The sequence below is a fragment of the Haloferula helveola genome (assembly GCF_037076345.1).
Taxonomy (GTDB): domain Bacteria; phylum Verrucomicrobiota; class Verrucomicrobiia; order Verrucomicrobiales; family Akkermansiaceae; genus Haloferula; species Haloferula helveola.
Window position 1 is genome coordinate 1596882 of the sequence record NZ_AP024702.1, and the last position, 21239, is coordinate 1618120.

Annotated in this window: 13 protein-coding genes, 2 tRNA genes and 3 rRNA genes; 6 read left to right on the forward strand and 12 right to left on the reverse strand. The window is 60.4% G+C overall.

Annotation, left to right across the window (positions count from 1 at the left end; genetic code table 11):
* Positions 1–3 precede the first annotated feature (3 nt).
* The 5 genes from HAHE_RS05710 to HAHE_RS05730 all read left to right on the forward strand — a co-directional run bounded on the left by HAHE_RS05710 (position 4) and on the right by HAHE_RS05730 (position 7338).
* Positions 4–555 (forward strand): hypothetical protein, encoded by a 552-nt coding sequence (locus tag HAHE_RS05710; RefSeq protein WP_338689317.1) that lies wholly within the window; start codon positions 4–6, stop codon positions 553–555.
* A 19-nt stretch (positions 556–574) separates the two neighbouring features.
* Positions 575–1783, forward strand: a complete 1209-nt coding sequence (locus HAHE_RS05715) for a phenylacetate--CoA ligase family protein (protein ID WP_338689318.1) — start codon at positions 575–577, stop codon at positions 1781–1783.
* Positions 1784–1787: 4 nt separating this feature from the next.
* The gene (locus HAHE_RS05720) at positions 1788–2468 is read left to right on the forward strand and encodes an ABC transporter ATP-binding protein (protein ID WP_338689319.1); all 681 of its coding nucleotides are present in this window, start codon (positions 1788–1790) and stop codon (positions 2466–2468) included.
* Between the two features lie 17 nt (positions 2469–2485).
* Positions 2486–5674, forward strand: a complete 3189-nt coding sequence (locus HAHE_RS05725; RefSeq protein ID WP_338689321.1) for an ABC transporter permease — start codon at positions 2486–2488, stop codon at positions 5672–5674.
* Positions 5675–6021: 347 nt separating this feature from the next.
* The gene (locus HAHE_RS05730; RefSeq protein ID WP_338689323.1) at positions 6022–7338 is read left to right on the forward strand and encodes a hypothetical protein; all 1317 of its coding nucleotides are present in this window, start codon (positions 6022–6024) and stop codon (positions 7336–7338) included.
* Positions 7339–7344: 6 nt separating this feature from the next.
* On the opposite strand, the gene HAHE_RS05735 is transcribed toward HAHE_RS05730, so the two are convergent.
* The 10 genes from HAHE_RS05735 to HAHE_RS05780 all read right to left on the reverse strand — a co-directional run bounded on the left by HAHE_RS05735 (position 7345) and on the right by HAHE_RS05780 (position 17102).
* Positions 7345–7887, reverse strand: a complete 543-nt coding sequence (locus tag HAHE_RS05735; RefSeq protein WP_338689325.1) for a plasmid pRiA4b ORF-3 family protein — start codon at positions 7885–7887, stop codon at positions 7345–7347.
* A gap of 40 nt (positions 7888–7927) precedes the next feature.
* Positions 7928–8704, reverse strand: a complete 777-nt coding sequence (locus HAHE_RS05740; protein WP_338689327.1) for a hypothetical protein — start codon at positions 8702–8704, stop codon at positions 7928–7930.
* Positions 8697–9350, reverse strand: coding sequence for a TVP38/TMEM64 family protein (locus tag HAHE_RS05745; RefSeq protein ID WP_338689328.1), 654 nt, complete (start codon positions 9348–9350; stop codon positions 8697–8699). Before HAHE_RS05745 ends, HAHE_RS05740 begins: the two co-directional genes overlap by 8 nt.
* Positions 9351–9515: 165 nt before the next feature.
* A 5S ribosomal RNA gene (gene rrf / locus HAHE_RS05750) occupies positions 9516–9631 on the reverse strand.
* A 257-nt stretch (positions 9632–9888) separates the two neighbouring features.
* Positions 9889–12719 (reverse strand): 23S ribosomal RNA (locus tag HAHE_RS05755).
* Positions 12720–13005: 286 nt separating this feature from the next.
* Positions 13006–13082 (reverse strand) — tRNA-Ile (locus tag HAHE_RS05760).
* Between the two features lie 43 nt (positions 13083–13125).
* Positions 13126–13201, reverse strand: a tRNA-Ala gene (locus HAHE_RS05765).
* A gap of 233 nt (positions 13202–13434) precedes the next feature.
* Positions 13435–14958, reverse strand: a 16S ribosomal RNA gene (locus HAHE_RS05770).
* Together the 16S, 23S and 5S rRNA genes with 2 tRNA genes alongside form the textbook arrangement of a ribosomal RNA operon.
* Positions 14959–15444: 486 nt before the next feature.
* On the reverse strand, positions 15445–16044 hold the full coding sequence (locus tag HAHE_RS05775; RefSeq protein ID WP_338689329.1) for a trimeric intracellular cation channel family protein: 600 nt from the start codon (positions 16042–16044) through the stop codon (positions 15445–15447).
* Complete coding sequence (locus HAHE_RS05780; protein ID WP_338689330.1) at positions 16041–17102, reverse strand: hemolysin family protein; 1062 nt, start codon at positions 17100–17102, stop codon at positions 16041–16043. The genes HAHE_RS05775 and HAHE_RS05780 overlap by 4 nt, the downstream gene beginning before the upstream one ends.
* A gap of 193 nt (positions 17103–17295) precedes the next feature.
* Between HAHE_RS05780 and HAHE_RS05785 the strand changes: the two genes are divergently transcribed.
* Complete coding sequence (locus HAHE_RS05785) at positions 17296–17598, forward strand: hypothetical protein (RefSeq protein WP_338689332.1); 303 nt, start codon at positions 17296–17298, stop codon at positions 17596–17598.
* A gap of 8 nt (positions 17599–17606) precedes the next feature.
* Here HAHE_RS05785 and HAHE_RS05790 read toward each other — a convergent pair whose 3' ends face one another.
* Positions 17607–18905: a glycosyltransferase family 4 protein gene (locus tag HAHE_RS05790; RefSeq protein ID WP_338689334.1), complete on the reverse strand. Its 1299-nt coding sequence runs from the start codon at positions 18903–18905 to the stop codon at positions 17607–17609.
* A 93-nt stretch (positions 18906–18998) separates the two neighbouring features.
* Complete coding sequence (locus HAHE_RS05795; protein WP_338689336.1) at positions 18999–21194, reverse strand: glycoside hydrolase domain-containing protein; 2196 nt, start codon at positions 21192–21194, stop codon at positions 18999–19001.
* Positions 21195–21239: the final 45 nt, after the last annotated feature.

Sequence of the window (21239 nt, forward strand, 5' to 3'; positions counted from 1 at the left end):
TCCATGAAAAACATGAACTGGCTCTACTTCGCACTCATCACCGTCGCCTGCTGGGGCCTCTACGGCATCTTCCTTCACGCCGGCCAGATGGGCATGGCAGACAAGGAACTCGGACGCTACAAGGCATTCCTTTTCGTCGGCATCGCCTACTTCCTGGTCGCGGTCCTCGCACCTCTGGCGATCCTGCTCTTCTCGAAGAACATGAGCTGGAACATGCCGCCCAAGGGCATGTGGCTGTCGCTTTTCGCCGGGATCCTCGGCGCGATCGGCGCGTTCTTCGTGCTGGTGGCGATGGGCTCGGGCATCAAGTCGGGCATGAACCCCGGCATCGTCGCGGTGCTGGTCATGTCGACCATCTTTGCCGGCGCGCCGATCGTGAATGCCGTGGTCGGCATCGCCATGCATCCGCCGAAGGGCGGCATCGGTGCGATCCCGGTTCCCTTCTACATCGGCATCCTGCTCGCAGCGGTCGGCGGCTTCATGGCCACCAAGTTCAAGCCCGCACCGGCGGCTCCACCGAAACCCGCCGCAGTCGAACAATCCGCCGATCACTGACCGGACGTCACGCAACACGATGCCCGACCCGCTTCGCCAGCTGAACGAACTCTTCGCCGCGATCCTTCCGGCGAACGCGTTCTACCGCGCGAAGCTCGGCGACGTCGGCCGGTTCGAAAATCTGGAAGTATTCACCTCGAGCATCCCCTTCACCACCAAGGACGAACTCGCCGCCGATCACGAAGCTCATCCGCCCTACGGGACGACCCACACCTTTGCCCTCGATGGATATCATCGCTTCCATCAAACGAGCGGCACCCGCGGCAAGCCGCTGATCTGGCTCGATGATCCGGCGGGTTGGTCGTGGATCCTCGACAACTGGGAGTGGGTGTGGCGGGGCGCCGGAGTGAAACCCGGCGACACCGCGTTGTTCCCATTCTCCTTCGGGCCGTTCCTCGGTTTCTGGGCAGGCTTCGAAGCAGCGACCCGCATGGGAATCCGGGCCGTCCCGGGAGGAGGACTCTCTTCTGAAGACCGGCTCCGGCTTCTCCAACGCTCGAGAGCCACGGTCCTGTGCTGCACGCCGACATACGCGCTACGCCTCGCCGAAGTGGGTGAATCCGTCGGACTTCCCGTTTCAGAAGCCGGCGTCGAGAAAATCATCGTCTGTGGGGAACCCGGTGGCTCCATTCCCGAAGTCCGCGCCCGCATCGAATCCGCCTGGGGCGCCCGGGTCTTCGATCACCACGGAATGACCGAGATCGGCCCGGTGTCGGTCAGTGATCACGATCATCCCGATATTCTTCTTCTCCGGCATGAAGCCTACTTCTGTGAGGTGGTCGAGCCGACCGATGGCAGCCCGGTGCCAACCGGCCAGATTGGCGAGCTCGTTCTCACCACTTTGGGCCGATACGGTTCTCCCCTGATCCGCTACCGCACCGGCGACCTGGTGAAACCGGTGGAACACACCGGCGGCTTCGCCTTGGAAGGCGGCGTCCTGGCGCGTGCCGACGACATGGTGGTGATCCGCGGCATCAACATTCACCCAAGTGCCATTGATGCCGTCGTCCGCTCGGTCGACGGCATCGGAGAGTATCGGGTCGAAGTCGATCAGCGAACCTCCCTTCCCGAGCTTCGCCTTCAGGTCGAGGCGACCGATTCCGTTGCCGTATCCCTCGCCCAGGCCCTTCGATCCACCTTCAGCCTCCGCCTGCCGGTCGAAGCCGTCGAACCCGGCACCCTTCCCGTTTTCGAAGTCAAAGCCAGACGCTGGCATGTCCTGAAGTAATCCGATGATTCGCGCACAACACCTCAGCAAGAGCTACGAGACCCCCGGCGAGACGGTCGAAGTCCTCAAGGATCTCTCGCTCGACCTCGACGACGGCGCCACCGCCGCGATCATCGGACCATCAGGCTGCGGCAAGACGACCCTGCTCAACCTGCTCGGGGCTCTGGACCGGCCCACAGCCGGGTCGATCGAGATCGGCGACATCGACATCGCGCAGCTGTCAGAGTCCGACGCCGCCGCCTTCCGCAATCACCGCCTCGGCTTCGTCTTCCAGCAGCACCACCTGCTGCCCCAGTTGAATGTTCTCGAGAACGTCATGGTTCCGCGCCTCGCCGGAGACTGGGAGGAACCGGCAACGGACACCCAGCACCGCGCGATGGAATTGCTGGTGAAAGTCGGCCTGCAGGACCGCCTCCACCATCTCCCTTGGCAGCTGTCCGGAGGAGAGAAGTTGCGGACCGCCGTCGCCCGCGCCCTCATCAACCGGCCGAAGCTCATCCTCGCGGACGAACCGACGGGTTCGCTCGATCCGGCTTCGACCGATCAGGTCGCCGACCTGCTGCTTGAGTTGAACCGCAACGAGGGGGTCACGCTTCTCGTCGTCACCCACAATCACGAGTTGGCCCATCGCATGTCCAAGACCTTCGAGCTTAAAGCCGGTCAACTCCATCCCGCGGGTCACTGATCATTCATCACAGCGAGATGACCGCTCTCACCTTCATCCGCCGAGGCCTGGTCCACTACCGTGGATCCTACTTCGGAGTGCTGGCCGGCGCCGCACTGGGCGCCATGGTCCTTCTGGGCGCGCTCTTCGCCGGCGACTCGGTGAAGGAAACGCTCCGCCAGCTTTCCTCCCAGCGGATCGGCTTGGTCGAGTCGGTCGTGGTTGGCGGCGAGAACTTCGTCACGCAGGACCTCGCCAAACGCATCAACGGTGCTCCCGTTCTCCAGCTTCAGGCCCAGGTAAACGCCGGAAAACTGTCGACCGGCCAAGTCGATCTGCTCGGCGTCGATGAGCAGTTCTGGCTGCTCGCCCCGTCGGGCATGGAGCCTCTCGAATTGAAGCCTCAGGAGTTCGCCATCAATCGGACGCTCGCCCGCCAACTCGGAGCCAAGGAGGGCGACTCGATTGTCGCCCGTCTGCGCAAACCCGGACTGCTGTCCCACGACGCTCCACTCTCGGGGGAGTCGGACGAGTTGATCACCTTGAGAGGAACTGTCGCACACATCCTCTCCGACACCGACATGGGCCGCTTCAGCCTGCGAGCCAGCCAATTGCCAACACCCCTTCTCTGCCTGCCCATCGAGCGGCTCGCCGAGTCGATCGAGCGCCCCGGAAAGACAAACTTGATCCTTCGCGGCGCCGGCATCGATCCCGAGCAGTTGAAGGCAAAAATGGCGCTCGAGGACTACGGGCTCCGGTTCCAGCCGATCCCCCTCGCACAGTCGACCGAACTCCGGACCGACCGGATCTTTCTTCCTCCCGCGGTCGAGGTAAATGCCAGAGAACTCTATCCGGAAGCCCGCACCGTTCTCACCTATCTCGCCAACACCATCGCCGCCAACAGCAAGGAAACACCTTACTCGATGGTCACGGGTATCGATGCAGCTCCGTTTCTACCCGGAGATCTGAAGGACGACGAGATCGTGCTCAATTCGTGGGAAGCCGACGACCTGGAAGCGAAGCCAGGTGATGAAGTCCGCCTGACCTACTACGTGCTCGGTAGCAACAACCGCCTCGACGAGGAGTCAGCGACCTTCACGGTCCGCGGCATCACTCCTCTGGAAGGCCTTGCCGCGGACAAGCTTTGGATGCCCGACTTCCCGGGCATTGCCGAGGCGGAGGACAATGCCGACTGGACTCCGGGGCTACCGCTGGATCTGGGACGCATTCGGGAGAAAGACGAGACCTACTGGGACGACCATCGGGGCACACCGAAAGCCTTCATCACGCATCGTGCCGCCGCCAAACTGTGGGAGAACCGGTGGGGCTCGTCGACGTCACTCCGGTTTCGTAACAGCGACATTCCGGTCGCTGACTTTGAAAGCAAGCTTCTCGACACCCTCGACCCCTCCGACGCGGGACTCACCATTCGAGACGTCCAAGCCGAAGCAACGGCCGCGGCGGCCTCACCGGTCGACATCGCCACCTTGTTCCTGAGCATGTCTTTCTTTCTCATCGTCGCCGCAGTCGGCCTTACGGCGATGCTGTTCCGCTTCAACGTCGAGCAACGCAACCACGAATCGGGACTACTCGCCGCCCTCGGGATTCCCGCCCGCAAGCTCCTGCGCTGGCGCCTCGCGGAGGGCGCGGTTGTTGTCACCCTCGGAAGCATCTGCGGATGGCTCATCGCCATCGCCTACACCCGCGGCCTGCTCCTCTTCCTCGAGACAATCTGGTCTACAGGTGGAGATCGGGTCTTTCGCTTTCACATGAGTCCGGTCTCCACCATCGCGGGGACTCTCGGCTTCGTGATGGTGACCATGATCACCATCTGGTGGGTCACACGCCGCCAGTCGAAGCGTAGCGCCAGCCTGCGTCTCGAGACAGGCACGGAAGAGGTGATTCGCACCCGCAAGTCGAAAGCGTTGATGGTTGCTGTCGGATCGGCGGTCGTTGGCGTGGCGGCTCTTGCCGCATCAAAGGTGATGGGCCCTCAGGGAGCTTTCTTCCTAGCCGGATTCTCCTTTCTCATCGCGGGTCTGGCATTCTTCACCTCGCGCCTCAAGAAGACCGAACTTCTTCCCGAAGAAGCAGTTCACCCAAAGGGCCTCGCGCTCCTCAACACCTCGCGCCGCCCCACCCGGAGCCTCGTGGTCACCTCCGCTCTCGCTTCCGGCGTGTTCCTCGTCGTATCGGTAGCCGCTTTCCAAAAGCACGGCGGCGGGGAATGGAAGGATCCGAAAAGCGGAGCGGGAGGATTCTCGTTCTGGATCGAGACCACCTCTCCGGTGAACCGTTCCGCGGCAGGTGACGGGCTCGACCTTGCATCCGATCCTCCGGGAACATTGCTGCCGTTCAGAGTCGGCACCGGAGACGACGCCTCGTGCTTCAACCTGAATGCGGTGGCACGTCCGCGCCTGCTTGCGACCAAGGTATCGGAGCTCGAAGGGCGCTTCAGGATCAAGGACACCATATTCGAAACCGAACCCGGGTGGGCGGACCTTGAGCGACCCGGCCGGGAGGCTACTCTGACTGCCTTTGTCGATGAGACGACCCTTCTCTGGGTGCTCAAGAAGAAGCTCGGTGACACCATTACCTACACGGACGACTTCGGAAACGAACTCTCCGTGCAGATCGCCGGGACTCTCGCGGATTCGGTCTTCCAAGGAAGCCTCGTCGTTGATGAGCAGGCCTTCCTCCGGCACTTTCCGTCGACCGTCGGCTACCGGCTGTTCCTCGCCGAAGGAACGGGTCTGCTCGATTCTGATCGCACTCAGCTCCAGCGTGCCTTCACCGACCTCGGTGCCTCAATTTCGACCACCTCGGAACGCCTCGCCGCCTTCCACGGCGTCGAAAACACCTATATCGCGATCTTCCATGTCTTGGGAGGACTCGGCGTGATCCTTGGCAGCGCCGGATTAGGACTGCTCACCGCACGCAACCTCGCGGAGCGTCGTTCCGAGTTCGACCTCCTGCGGACTCTCGGGATCTCCGGAACCGTCATTCGATCCGTGATCTTCCGGGAGTCGCGTCGTTACATCCTGTGGGGCTTGGGCGTTGGCTTGGTGGCGGCGGTGGTTTCGATCCTTCCCAACCTGCCGGAATCCGGTCGGGCCATCACTGCGATCTGGATCATCGGGTTGGTGGTTTTGATCGCCGCGAACGCAGTCTTCTGGGCGTGGTTCGCGTACCAGCGGCAGTCGAAGAGCCGAAGCACCTCGATATGACCAAGTCACCAGAAGGCGGACCAACCGGGAAGCGGCCCGGATTGAAGTGGGTCAAGGTCATCGTCGTCGGAGGGGTCACGGTATTCGCGATCCTCAACTACGGCGTGCCCGCGCTTCAGCGCATGATTGCGGATCCCTACGTCGTCTATGCCGGAGAAGCGACCTTTGACCCACAAGTTCCCTGGAACACCTCGCCCTCACCCCTTTCGTTCGAAATCCACATCGACTGCAACCGCCGAAAGCCGATTGCGTTTTGCCGCCTAACGGTCGATCAGATCACGGACGACCGGGGCAATACCCTCATCGGAGGCACTCTGACCCCTTCCCCACGATCGGCCATTCCCCACATGAGCGTGAATCCGGGTGGCAGTGACTGGCGACTCGGTTCCCGACCTGAGCAAATCACCTGGCGAGTGGATAGCCCTCGATTGCCGCACGACGACGTCAGCCGGATCGAGGTCTCGGGAAGGTTCGAAGTCTGGGACGGCGGCGAAGTGGGCACAACTACGATAGACGGATTCAAAGCCGAAGTTGGCGAGAGCATCGAGATTGAAGGGCACCGCATGGAGATCGTTCAGGTGGACTTGTCAAAGTCTGAGTCCCATGGAGGTAGCGTTGCTTTTGTCGCGGCCCCAGACAGCCCGTTCATCACCGAAGTTGCCACTCGACGTGGGGAATTCGGCTTCGCAGACCAGATGATGCGGAGATCCCTTCCTCACTGGCCTGAAGACCCTTCTCCAGGATACTGGTCCAGCTTTCAACTGCCGAAAGCTGCTGAAAACAAGCCTATCACATTCAATTACATGACCGGATGCAGCCGCCAGGTCGTCCCCTTTCATCTGACTTTTTCGGTCACCACCGAGTCCCGGAAGCACGGCTGGTGGGACCATGACGAGGCTCCGTCCCGCCACGCTCCAGCGGACGAGGATTGGGGTGAACCGCTACCGGACGGCCAGCGCCCCGTGGTCGAAATCAGGCAAGGTGAGTTCATCGAGCGCGACGACCATCGCCGCTATCCGGAAATGTCCGTCCCGATCGTGATTGATTGCCCGGACGGACGGCAGCCCATCGCCACCAGCCTGTGGATAAGCGACCTGACGGACGGACGCGGAAGGGATTTTCTGCGGGACGTTCCGATGTGCAGTGACCAGTACCGCCCCTTGCGACTTGAAAGCTCTTGGAGCAAGGATCGCGGCAAGCGTTACGGACTAGGACTTTGGTCCATTGGCCCGGTCGATGTGAGAGGACATTGCCGTGTGGCATTCGGAACCGACGAGGTCACGACCGTCATTCCATCCGGGTTCAGCGGGACCCTCACCGAGCCGACTGCCGACCGCAATAAGCCGTTCGGAACTCCGATCGAGATCGAAGGCTTGAGTTTGATTCCATTGCGAGCCGGCGACGGGTTCCTTGAATTCAAAGCTGTCGGGAATGCCGGACGAATCCTCGAAGTGGAAGCACTCGATGAAAGCGGTCATGTGATCGCCACGAAGACGGGTGCAACCCACTCATTCTACAGCAAGGAAAGTTGGTTCTACTTCGAGTCGAAGGAACCGGTTTCATCGATCGCGTCTTGGAAGATCCGCCACTTCCGCACGGCGGAGTGGCTCGATGTGCCCTTCGCAATCTCCGCCTCACCCCCGCTCACTGAATCAGGGGAGTAGTCGGGATTACGCACCCCTCCGCTCTTTCTTCGGCTCAAGGCTCACCTTCTTCGGATCGAAGGCCTCAGGGTCATAGCCGGGATGGTCCCAAGCGATTTCTCCGTTCAAAGCCTGCATGTACTGGAACGCCCCTCCGAAGTCTTCCGGCGGACAGGCCCGCTCCCCTTCCAGCAGAGTGGCGGGGCCACCCTCATCCTCCTTCTTCTCGAACACCACTTCGTGAATCCACTCCTCGGCGAAGTCATACCGGTAGAGCAAGCGAAGCGGCAAACGACGGCGTCCGATGTAATCGGCAATCGTCACCTTTTTCTCATCCTGAAACTCGCCGGGAGTCTGATCCTCCAAACCCACCGGACCTATCACATCCACCAGCCGCTTGCCCTTGCCGTGCCGAAACTCGTGGGGGTGCTTGTTCTCCCAGCCCATGGCCGCCTGGATGACGTCGTGAAGCGTTTCGAATGTTGAATCCGCCGGAATCGAAAACCGCCGCCAGATCACCGGGGTAATCTGATACAGGAACACTTTGACCACGATGGAGCCGCTGCTCATGGGGAGAGCTTAGGATCTCGGCACCCGCGGAATCAACCGCTTAGCGCACGGCCTCGCGTAGCACCGTCATCTTCACAGGATGACGCGCGTCCTCGCGATCCGCACGGCTGAGGATCACCAGGGTCCGTTCACCTGCACCTTGCTCGAGACTCCTCGAAGTCAATCTCGACAATCCTCCCTGGGCATCGGCGATCCCATATTCGAATGCCACCGGCTTCCCGGCCGCAAGTTCTCCACGCCACGGTTTCCCATTCGGTAAAGCCAACTTGCTCTCACCGAAGACCACGGCCACCGGCACCCCGCAGACATTCAGCAGCGTCACGCTGCCTGCGGGCGCCTGATCCGGAATGAATTCCGCCACCGCACTTTCCCAACTCCCGACCTTCGGATCGCGACGAAGCACAACCAGAAAATCTCCGCCCTTGGATGGCTTCGGAAGCCTCAGCCAAGGCTCGCCTCCTTCGTTCTCTCGGAGAACAAACTCGCCTCCCTCACCCAGCTTGAACGCAAGGGCCTCTGACAATCGGCCGAGCTTCACCCGCAGGTCCCCGATCTCTTTCTCTTCATCGTCTTTCCCAGGAATCGAGAGCTTGAGCCTCCTCGGAGGGATACTTCCGGGTTCCGGAGGCAACTCGTAACGAATCCCATCCCGAATCTCCTGCTTGAACGGAGGAGCGTTGCCCACCGCAAGAAACCGAAGACGGCACTCGGGCGGCTTCTCACCTTGGGCGCCCGCCGGCTGCCCAAGAACGACGAATGACATGACCACTGCCAACCCCCGACGGATCCGCCCCGATGTGATCAACGCCTCACTCATGTTCACTCTCGACTTTGCGCTCAAGCCGACGGCTTAGCAAACGGGAAAGAACCCAGAGCACAACCGGCAACAACAGGCTCAGACCGATCGCCATTGCCGGTTCATCATGCCCTGCAGCACCGACCCAGCCGAATACGAAGCCCATCGGCAAGCTGCCGCAGGCAAGCGCCAGGAAGAACCTGCCAAACGGCATTCGAACCAACCCTGCGGTACAAGCCACCGCTTCGGGCAGAATTGGCAAGGCCCGCGACAGACAGACGACCCAGCCTCCTCCCTTTTCGAACAAATCGTGGCCCCGAACGTAGTCGCGATCACCCAAGAGGAACCTCGCCGTGCGTTGTCCAAGCAAACGGCAGAGGCCATACGCCGCCAGACCGGACAGCATCGACCCGGTGCCAGCCAGAAGACCACCCAGAACGGGGCCGTAGACCCAACCCAAGGCCGACATCACGACGGTTCCAGGAATCGGAAGCAGGATATCCGCCACCAGCAAACCCCAACCCAGCAGCCACGCAAAACTGCCGGCAGTCTCAAGATACTCAACCGATCCCCGGAGCGTGAAGCGCTCCTCGAAGCCACCTCCCCAAACGAACCAGATTCCCAGGATCACGGCCATCAGGCCGAAGAACCACGCCAGCAACCTCATCGGCGATAAGCATCTCCGGATCCCGCCCCCCGGCAACGTTGATTTTGGTGTGGGTGTGGTCTGGTGCCCGGGGTCCGGGGGGCGGGGTTCGGGGGGCGGGGTTCGGGCGTGCCGTGGGTACAAAAGAAAGCCCGGCATCCCCATTGCTGGAGATGCCGGGCACAGACCTGGCGGCGACCTACTCTCACAGGGCCTATCGCCCCACTACCATCGGCGCTGCGGTGTTTCACTTCCGGGTTCGGAATGGGACCGGGTGGTTCCACCGCGCTATGGCCACCAGAGTTCGATCCTGCCTGTCGTTTGTCAGGGTCGCGGCTCTGGCTGCCTTAGCTTGATTGGGTCTGTTTCGGATCAGGGTTTGGAGATCTCCGGGTTGCGGTCGGCCACGGGCAGGCCCGGGGGCCGGCGGCGGCGTTCGCCGCTCCCTGACATCCGCATGGAGGGAAAGAAAGTTCCTTTCCAAGACCGCTTCAACCGCTCCCCTTTCGGTGAGCCTCGCGGTCCATCGGAAACCCTTCGGTTCCGACAAAGAAAAAGAGGAATCAAGCCTGACGGATGATTAGTACTGCTCGGCTACGCACATTGCTGCGCTTCGACCTACAGCCTATCAACGTGGTCGTCTTCCACGATCCTTCTGGGAAAACTCATCTTGGGAATGGCTTGGCGCTTAGATGCTTTCAGCGCTTATCCAGTCCGAGCTTAGCTACCCGGCCATGCCGTTGACACGACAACCGGTGCACCAGAGGCTCGTCGTTTCCGGTCCTCTCGTACTAGGAAACGAACCCCTCAGTTTTCCTGCGCCCACAGAGGATAGAGGACCGAACTGTCTCGCGACGTTCTGAACCCAGCTCGCGTGCCGCTTTAACCGGCGAACAGCCGGACCCTTGGGACCTTCTCCAGCCCCAGGATGCGACGAGCCGACATCGAGGTGCCAAACTTCGCCGTCGATATGAACTCTTGGGCGAAATCAGCCTGTTATCCCTAAGGTACCTTTTATCCGTTGAGCGACGGCAATTCCACATTCAACCGCCGGATCACTTAGGCCTACTTTCGTATCTGCTCGGCTTGTAGGCCTCACAGTTAGGCGGGTTTATGCCTATGCACTCGACACACGGTTGCAAACCGTGCTGAACCCACCTTCGCGCTCCTCCGTTACTCTTTGGGAGGATACCGCCCCAGTAAAACTGACCGGCTGACACTGTTCCCCGGCCGGTTGTACGGCGCGGGGTTAGACTCTCCAATACACAAGGGTGGTATCTCACTGATGGCTCAGATACCCCCTAAAGGGCACCTTCAACGCCTCCCACTTATGCTGAGCATGCAAATCAAAAAGCCAATGACAGCTTACAGTTAAGGTCTATAGGGTCTTTCCGTCCTTCTGCGGGTAGGCGGCATCTTCACCGCCACTACAATTTCACTGAGCACCTGGTTGAGACAGCGCCCAACTCGTTACACGATTCGTGCAGGTCGGAACTTACCCGACAAGGAATTTCGCTACCTTAGGACCGTTATAGTTACGGCCGACATTCACGGGGACTTGGGTTCGGAGCTTCGCGTAAGCTAACACCTCACCTTAATCTTTCCGCATTGGTCACGTGTCACATCCTATACTTGGACTTGCGTCTTGGCAGAATGCTGTGTTTTTGCTAAACAGTCGGTTGGGCCTGGTCACTGCGGCCCCCCTAGAGGGGCACCCCTTCTTCCGAAGTTACGGGGCTAATTTGCCGAGTTCCTTAACCAGGGTTCACTCTTGCGCCTTAGAATACTCATCCCACCCACCTGTGTCGGTTTACGGTACGGGTCGCTTAGCGTACGCAGGGGCTTTTCTTGGCACAACTTCATGCAATGCGGATCGGCCGTAGCCTCACCTCGGAATTCAATCACCTGGTTGCAATTCGTCATGCGTCCCCCCTGTTTAAGGGTCGCGAGCGCGGGAATATTAACCCGCTGTCCATCGCCTACGCATATCTGCCTCGGCTTAGGCCCCGGCTAACCCAGGGACGAAAAACGTAGCCCTGGAAACCTTGGGTTTACGGCGGACCGGGATTTCACCGGTCTTATCGTTACTCATGTCTGCATCCTCTCTTGTCAGCGCTCCACTTTCAGTCGCCATCCAGCTTCAACGTACTGACAATGCTCCTCTACCGCGCCATGCCAAAGGCATGACACCCAGAGCTTCGGTATAACGCTTATCGCCAATCATTTTCGGCGCAGGGTCTCTCGATGAGTAAGCTATTACGCATTTTTTAAATGGTGGCTGCTTCTAAGCCAACATCCTCACTGTCTGTGAAACCCCACATCCTTTCCACTTAGCGTTATTTGGGCACCTTAGCTGCTGATCAGGGTTGTTTCCCTTTTGACGATGAAGCTTATCCCCCACCGTCTCACTGCCGCGCTCCACCCACCGGTATTCGGAGTTTGATAAGGTTTGGTACCCGGGTATGGGCCCTAGCCTTGTCAGTGCTCTACCCCCGATGGTCAGCACGCGACGCTGCACCTCAATGCATTTCGAGGAGAACCAGCTATCACGGGGTTTGAATAGCCTTTCACTCCTACCCTCAGCTCATCCGAGAATTTTTCAACATTCACCGGTTCGGTCCTTCACGTCGTATTACCGACGCTTCAACCTGGCCAAGGGTAGGTCACCTCCGCTTCGGGTCCGGCACCTGCAACTCATCTCGCCCTGTTCGGACTCGCTTTCGCTTCGCCTCCGTCCCGGAAGGACTTAGGCTTGCCACAGATACCAACTCGCAGACTCATTAAGCAAAAGGCACGCCATCACCCCCGAAGGGGCTCTGACACCTTGTAGGCACAGGGTTTCAGGTTCTGTTTCACTCCGCTCGCAGCGGTACTTTTCACCTTTCCCTCACGGTACTGGTTCACTATCGGTCGCTAACTAGTATTTAGCCTTACGCCGTGGTCGGCGCAGATTCATGCAACGTTTCACGTGTGCTGCATTACTCAGGGACACCCTAGGGCCGTCTCGGATTTCGGTTACGGGGATTTCACCCTCTGTGTCGGAACTTTCCAGATCCTTCACCTATCCTCAACGGTCCCATGTCGGGGCCCTACAACCCCGGGAGCAAGCTCCCGGTTTGGGCTGTTCCGCTTTCGCTCGCCACTACTTACGGAATCGATTCTCTTTCTTTTCCTCCGGTTACTGAGATGTTTCACTTCACCGGGTATCGCGTGCCCTTCCCTATTTTGTTCAGGAAGGGACGACGGAGTTCTAACTCCGCCAGGTTACCCCATTCGGAAATCTCCGGATCAAAGCGTATTTGCCGCTCCCCGAAGCTTATCGCAGCTTATCACGTCCTTCATCGCCTGTTAGCACCAAGGCATCCACTCTGTGCCCTTATTAGCTTGATTCCTTGCTTTCTCTAAATCGGAAAAAACCGAAAAAGCGAACAGCAGGATCAGCTGTCTGTTCTTTTAACGCGCCCCGGTCCGGTCAGACCGTCCGGGACGTGCCGTAAAAAAGACAATCTCTTGTCTTTGTGGAAATCGAGTGTTTCCAAGGACCGCAATCATGGCTCTCAGAGAGCGATTGTATTATTTTGCAGTCTTGAAAAAACTTCTTTTCTCCATGCGGATGTCAAAGAGCGGAAAAGTCCTCCGCATTCATTTGCGACGCCGGTCCGGAACGATCGGGAGATGGTGGGCCAGACAGGACTTGAACCTGTGACCCCACGCTTATCAAGCGTGTGCTCTAACCAACTGAGCTACAGGCCCCTGTTTCAGGAGCTTGCACTCCCTGGCGGTCGCCCGCCGAAGCTGGTGGAGGTAACCGGATTCGAACCGATGACATCCTGCTTGCAAAGCAGGCGCTCTACCAACTGAGCTATACCCCCTTTTTCCCGCCCCGGAGGGCGTGGAGATGCCCGGACTTGGAGAGGCAAAGGCAAAATCGTGCGCTGCGTGACACTGGATCGAACCTACGTCGTCCGGATCCGCGCGGCATGAATAAACATTGTCGGTTCGTAATCGGACGGAACTCGCGTCCCGTCCAAACCCCGCGCCCAAAAGACACGGGGCTCGACCTGCTGCAGGGACCGCGTGATACGGTTTGTCAGCTTCTCCTTAGAAAGGAGGTGATCCAGCCGCAGGTTCCCCTACGGCTACCTTGTTACGACTTCATCCCAGTTACCAGCTTCACCTTAGGACCTAATAAAAGATACTTCGGGTGCTACCGGCTTCCATGATGTGACGGGCGGTGTGTACAAGACCCGGGAACGTATTCACGGCACCGTAGCTGATGTGCCATTACTAGCGATTCCAACTTCATGGAGGCGAGTTGCAGCCTCCAATCCGAACTGGGCCCAGTTTTACGGATTTCCTCCACCTCGCGGCATCGGTTCCAATTGTACTGGGCATTGTAGTACGTGTGCAGCCCTGGGCGTAAGGGCCATACTGACCTGACGTCGTCCCCACCTTCCTCCCAGTTGATCTGGGCAGTCTGAACAGAGTCCCCACCATTACGTGCTGGCAACTGTTCACAGGGGTTGCGCTCGTTGCGGGACTTAACCCAACATCTCACGACACGAGCTGACGACGGCCATGCAGCACCTGTGCAAAGTGTCCGAAGACTCACCCGCTTTCACGGGATTAGCGATGCATGTCAAGCCCAGGTAAGGTTCTTCGCGTTGCATCGAATTAAGCCACATACTCCACCGCTTGTGCGGGTCCCCGTCAATTTCTTTGAGTTTTAGTCTTGCGACCGTACTTCCCAGGCGGCGCGCTTAACGCGTTAGCTCCGGCACAAGGGGGGTCGAAACCCCTCACACCAAGCGCGCACCGTTTACTGCCAGGACTACAGGGGTATCTAATCCCTTTCGCTCCCCTGGCCTTCGAGCCTCAGCGTCAGTAAGTGTCCAGTAGATCGCCTTCGCCACGAGTGTTCCTCTCGATATCCACGCATTTCACTGCTACACCGAGAATTCCATCTACCCCTCCACTACTCAAGTCCGGCAGTATCGGATGCAGTTCCGGGGTTGAGCCCCGGGATTTCACATCTGACTTACCAAACCGCCTACGCTCCCTTTACGCCCAGTGATTCCGAACAACGCTCGGGACCTTCGTATTACCGCGGCTGCTGGCACGAAGTTAGCCGTCCCTTCCTCTTCGGGTACTATCAACCCTGTGGGCTATTGACCCCCAGGTCTTACTCCCCGATGACAGGAGTTTACAATCCGAAGACCGTCATCCTCCACGCGGCGTTGCACCATCAGACTTTCGTCCATTGTGAATTATTCTCGACTGCTGCCACCCGTAGGTGTCTGGACCGTGTCTCAGTTCCAGTGTGACTGATCATCCTCTCAGACCAGTTACCCGTCGTAGCCTTGGTGGGCCGTTACCCCGCCAACAAGCTGATAGGACGCGAGCCAATCCCGCAGCGGCAGCCGAAGCCACCTTTAACCCGAAGGTACCATGGGGTATTAATCCGCCTTTCGGCGGGCTATCCCCCACTGCAGGGCATGTAACTCACGTGTTACTCACCCGTGCGCCACTAGGAATCTCCAAAGCAAGCTCCAAAGATCCCTCGTACGACTTGCATGTCTTAAACACGCCGCCAGCGTTCGTTCTGAGCCAGAATCAAACTCTCCGTAAAAAACGTATTGCTGTGTTTCCACAGCCAAATTGACCTCGGTGAAAAACACCCGCAAGGGGCGCCTCACCGAACCGCGCGACCGGGATCCTTCCCAATCCACGCAGCACACAATTTAGCCTTTTCCTCTCCGCTCGATATCCCCTTCCCGCATGGCCACCCGAAAACGGTTTCCCGTCCGGACCCACACGGCATGAATACCGAGCCGTCGCTGTGAAAGATCTCCTTCGAGGGGACTAAAAAGCCGATCAGACCGTCCGACCCGTCCCGAAGGACCACTCGAAGCTCCGATCGACTTCCGTCTCTCGTGCCACCCCCGGAGGCGCGGCGGGGGGGAAACTACACCCCAGCCCCCGACCGTCAATACCTTTCGGAGAGATTTTTTCACACCTCCCAAACCAACGCTCAATGGGCGTCCAAACGCCATCAGGAGCCGGATCGAAAGGCGCTCCACCGGCAGGCAATTGGTCAGGAAACCCGAAACAAGCTTCAGGCCTCGGATCGATGGATCGCGTAGCGGATGGCCAGCAACCGGATCGTCACCACCACCGCGGTCGTAACCGCGAGCGCGAGCCCCTCCGGCGATCCGAGCGCGTCCAGGCCGATCAAAACCAGTCCACCGGCGATGCAGGCGGTCGCGTAGATCTCCCGGCGCAGCACCAGCGGCACTTCATTTCGGATCACGTCGCGCAACAGTCCGCCGAAGGTCGCACTGATCACTCCCAGTGCCAGTGCCGCCCACGGGGCGAGCCCGTGCGCCTGCGCGATGCGCATCCCGGTGACAACGAACAAGCCGAGCCCGAAAGCGTCGAGGACCGACACCGCCCGGCGGACCCGCTCCCACCAGCCTGCCCCGGCGACCGCGATCACCGTCGCGAGTCCGGCAATTCCGAAATACAGCGGATCCCGTAGAAAGACCGGCGGCAGGTCTCCGATCAGGAAGCTGCGGAGCATGCCGCCGCCGGTGCCGGTGATGAGTCCGACCACGAACATCCCGAACCAGTCCATGTCCTTGCCACGCGCGGCCACCGCTCCCGAGACGCAGAAGACGAACGTTCCTACAACCTCCCACCAGAAGAGGAGGTTCATCGGTCGGAGAACGAATCGGTATCGATACCCATCTTGTCGGCTCGGCGGGACCACAGGCTGCGGGCGAGCACCTGCAGGTCGGCCACCTGGTCGTGTTCATCCACGATCTCCACGCCAACAATGGTCTCGAGAACATCCTCAAGAGTCACCAGGCCGACGGTCGTGCCGAACTCGTCATGAACCAGCATCACATGATGGCCATCCGAGATCATCGTCTGGAACAGCGACTCGACGGAAATCTGTTTCGGGACGGCGTGAAGCTGTCGTTTCAACTGCTCGAGTGTTCCCTTCTCCCCTTTTACGCAGGCGAGCAACACCTCGGCACGGAGCACGAAGCCCTCAACGTGCTCGGGATCATCCCCGGTGATGGGAATCCGCGAGAATGGCTTGCCTTCGATGAGCGGCGCGAAGCCATCGATCGGAGTCGACGCCGGCAGCATGAAGATGACCGGCCGCGGCGTCATGATGTCGGCGACCCGGACCTGGCTGAGCTGGAGGATGTTCCTCACCACCGCACTCTCGCTGGCCTTCAGGGCGCCTTCCTTCTCACCGAGGCGCGCCACCGCCAGCAGTTCTTCCCGGTGCATCGGCCTGTGACCCGTCCGGCCGAAGGTAATCAACCGGGTCACCTGCTGGCATAGCCAGACGAGCGGAGCGAGAATCCACTGGAGCTTGGGCAGGAACCACGCCGTCGGAGGAGCGAGCTGAAGCGCGTAGCGGGCGCCGAGCGTCTTCGGAATGATCTCGGTGAAGACGAGAATCGCCAGCGTCAGGACACTTGCGAAGACCGCTTCGGTGCCGCTTCCGAAGGTCTTCGCATACTGCGCTCCCGCACCTGCCGCCCCCATCGTGTGGGCGATCGTGTTGAGCGTAAGAATGGCGGAGAGCGGACGGTCGATGTCCGACTTGAGCTTCTCCATCGTCTTCGCCCACTTCGCGCCTCCGCGTCGGGCTGTTTCAACCGAGGTGGGGGTCAGGGAAAGAAGCGTGGCTTCCAGAACCGAGCACAGGAATGAGAATCCGAGCGCGACCAATACATAGACGATGAGCAGGGTCATCGGCGCGTTGTCGGGGTTGTGATTTCAATGTCGGATACTTCCTCCGAATCCCATCGGTTCATTGCCGCCGAAACTCACCTTCACCTTCGGTTGCCGCAATCAAAATCGGGACGAGTCGACGAAGAGCATGCGCGCCAAAACTTCCAATCTCCGCTTCCCGTCGGCAAGCGCACCCGTTACGGTCATCGTGCCCATGCAAACCGTTGTTCAAAGTCCCGATGCCGACGCTTCACTGACCACCGTGAAGGAGGTCGTTTCCGCCCTGAAAAAAGAGAAGCTCGAACCCAGTCACGAAGCGAAGAACTGGGGTGACTGGATCCACATCGAAGGCTGCGATACCGTGATCAGCATCGAGTCGCTCCGCGGCCTGACCGGAAGCGCCACCATCGAGCATGCCGAGGATGAACGGAACGATCCGACTCAAGCGATCCTCCGCGCTTTCCACCAACTCGGTTGGGAAGGTGTCGACGAGGACGGCCCCTACCCGTTGGGCTGATCGGCAACTCAGGCAGCCTGCACCGTCTCGCTGGCGCGCTCGATCAGCTTGGAGAGGATGGCCATGCGGTCGAAACGCATCGCGAAGGTCCGGGCCTCGGTAGCAAGCGCCCGGCGCTCGGTTTCGGCCATCGCGCCCGCACGGTCCAAGCAGGCCCGAAGCCCTTCGACGTCGCCGGCTTCGTGCTCGAGACAGTGACCGCCACTGGCTTCGGGAATGCCTCCCGTGCGGGTGGTAATGACCGGCCCAAGACCGCCGGCGAGCATCTTCTCCGCGACCGCGATGCCAAAGGTTTCGATAAACTCCGGGCGCGGTTTGCTCGGCAAACACCACGCGAAGCAGCCGTTCATCAGCGCACCCTTCTCGCTGTCGCTGACGTCGTCGAGGACCTCGACGTCCCCAAGCTCCGCCGCCAATTCACGAATCTGTTCCTTGGCAGGTCCGTTACCGCAGATGATCAGTTTCTTGCTGCCGCGCAGCGTGCATCCGCGCCATGCCTCGATGAGGTCGTCCACCCCCTTCGCCGGAGCGATCCGGGACAGGAACATGACGTAGCCGTCGCGCTCCAGACCGCGGCTCGCAAGAACCGCATCGACCTCCTCAGGTTGCGCTTCGAGGGCGAGATAGTCGCGGGTATCGATCGCCGGATAGCTGATGCCGACCCGACTTTCGAGCTGACCGGTAAAGCGGGTTCCGAGGGCCGCATCGACCCGTCGCCCGGCATCAACGATCAGTTCCTTGGTGTATCGGCTGACCGCGACCGGGTGATCATGCTCGAGGAAATTCGAAAGCACCATCTGGGCGGCACCGAGCCTGCCCTCGCGCAGCGCGTTGTTCACCACGTTGGTAATATCCGATCCGACCGCCTCGCCGACGGTGAAAACCGAAGCGCCGAGTCCGGACATCCGGAAGCTGCGGACCGCCTCCATCACCATCATGCCGTGGGGCACGAGGTAGAGGTCCATCAGAAGGGTGCGGCCCGGAAGACCGTGGAGCAGATCAACAATGTGCCCGCCGATGCCGAGAGTCAGCCTGCCGTCCAGCACCTTGTAGTCGCCAAGCGGCTCGGGGCGGTCGACCACGATTCCGTCAGAATAGACGCTGACCGTTTCGATCGGCTTCAGCGGAAGCCCACTGTTCTCGAGAATTTCGAGCGGATACGAGACGATGTGAACCTCTTCCAATCCCATGGCGATCGCCGCCTCGGCGAGATTGCGGGCTTCGGTCGAATGCCCGCAGATGATGGGATCGGCGCGGACGAGAAAAACTGCACTACGGATTTCTTGGGATTCCTGAGACAACTCCACGGGCTCTAAGCTAGGGTTCCTCGGCACGGGGCAGATTCCGTGCCAGAAAGGTCCCAGGTTGGCGACGGAGCGGTCACCTAAGGGGCAAAACCCTCAGCCCGCAAAGCTTGGCGGCCGGATTTCGGACCCGAAGCCCGAAGCTTTCTCACCCATTTCCAGCCGCAGCTCTCCACCCCCGAGGAATTCGTCGATTTTCAACCAACTTCTTTGAATCTCCTCACCGTTCAGCCAAGCCCGCTGGATTTGGAAACGCTCGGGGCCATTCTGCTCGGCGATCACGGTGAAATCCCCGCCGGGCAAACGGTAGCGGGCACGGCCAAACCACGGGCTGCCGATCAGCATCACCGGTTGACCGCAAACCGGGAAGAGTCCGGTCGCGCTCCAGACGAGCCATGACGAAAGCCCCCCGGAATCATCATTCCCGGGCAGACCTCCCGGCCCGGTCGTGAACTGACAGTCGAGCACCCGGCGAACCACGTGGGCGGTGCGGTCCGGACGCCCGGCATAGATGTAGGCGTAGGGAGCCTCCATGTCCGGCTCGTTGTTGAGGCCCTCGAAGCGGAAAATCCGTTCGCCATGCGAGGGCTCCGAGAATCCGAAGAACTTGTCGAGCAGACCGACAAACGCCCGGTCGCCACCGGCCAGGTCGATCCGCGACCGCATGTCGTGCATGAACCGGAACGAGTAGTTCCAGTTCTCGCCTTCGTAGTAGGTCGAGTCCTCGCGCAGCAGCCCGGTCTTCTCGTCGAACGCGTTTCTCCAATGAGCCGAGAGCTCGGTAGCGCGATCGTGGATCACCTGATGCCCGACGCTGCGCGCCATCCTCGCCATGCAGAAATGCGCGTAGGAAATGTCGAGCGTGTGGGAGAGCGGATCGACGACGCCGGAGCGTCCATACTCGCCAAAGCGACTCTTGCGCCCCTTGCCACTCTGACTCGTCCGCCAGAGAAGCGAAAGAGCGCGGTCCCAGTCCGCCTCGACGCCGCGCAGCCGCGCGTCTTCGAGGATCGCGTGACACAGACCGCTCGCCTGCTTGGTGAACCGGTCCGGAACGTTGTCCATCAGGTAGCTCACCGGGAATACCCCTTCCCGCTCGGCGACTTCGCACAGGAACTCGACGAAGGCCGCGCCACGCTCGGGCCACAGACTCATCATCAGCGGCAGTTGGGTCTTGTAGAGATCCCAGAGCGTCGAGAGATCTAGGAAGAACGGGCCCGATTTCCGAGTGAAGGGATTCTCATCCCGGAAGTCCGCGGGCTTGAGCAATGAATGGTAAAGCGCGGTGGTGAAGACCTCACGGCTGGCCTCGTCGCCCCCCTCGACCTCGATCATCGCGAGCTGCGCCTCCCACGCGGAGGCCGCCTCCGAGGCGCTGCTTTCCAAGCTCTCTCCTAGGTCGGCCGCCACCCGCGCGGCCTCCGGCTCACGGAGCGAGAAGCCGAAGTACAATTCGATGATCCGACCCTTGCCTCTGAATCCGAATCCGAAAGTCGGCCTCAGCTTCTGCTTGTCGAGTGTCAGCTCGTAGTCAGACGCCTCTGTCGGCTCGTCGTCCTCCCAGAGATAGGCTTCGGCGTCTCCGGCGGAGCAACGGAAGTGGACCGGGATGCCCTCCATGACGACAAAACCCGCGACCGAGCCGTCCGGCTCAAGGTGCAGTTCGCCGCCTTGGGGGTAACTCTCCATGCCGTCGATCAGCAGACCTCCGGCGGACGCGTCGACCGCCACGTGTGCGTCCGTGCCTTCCGGAAAGCGATAGCGGTGCACGACCCCGCGCGGACGCGCCACCACCTCGAACTCGATCTCGGTTTCCGAAAAACGGCCTCCGTAGTAGCCGGGCCAAGCTTGCTCGTCGAGAAGCGGGCGCCGCACGGTCCGCTCCTCCAGCCCACCCGGCCCGAGCGGGGTGGTCAGGAAGTAATTGTAGTAGCTGCGGATCCGGCCGGTGCCGCTCTGCTGGAAGTGCGCGATCCCGAGCGCTTCATGCTTGGCGAACTCCACAGGCGGCGGACCTCCATCCAGCGAAAGGCCGTAACGTCCGTAGCCGGTCACGTAGGCACCGGAGTAGGCACAGGCCGAGACCATGCCGAAGGGCAGCGAAGCTCCTGGATGCGTGTTGCCGACCGGCGGTTTCGGCCGCCACCAGGTCGCTGCGATGCCGACCGGCTTCGGGAGGTCGGAGGCGGCGGTGCCCAAAAACGGATCGACCCGAGCATGCGTGGGGAACTCGGTCGGGCGCTCGATCATTCGTGACAGGGTTTCGGCATGGAAAAGCAATTCGCGGGCCAAGGACTGCAGTTTGCACATCCCGGACGCTCTGTCATCCCTCCTTCG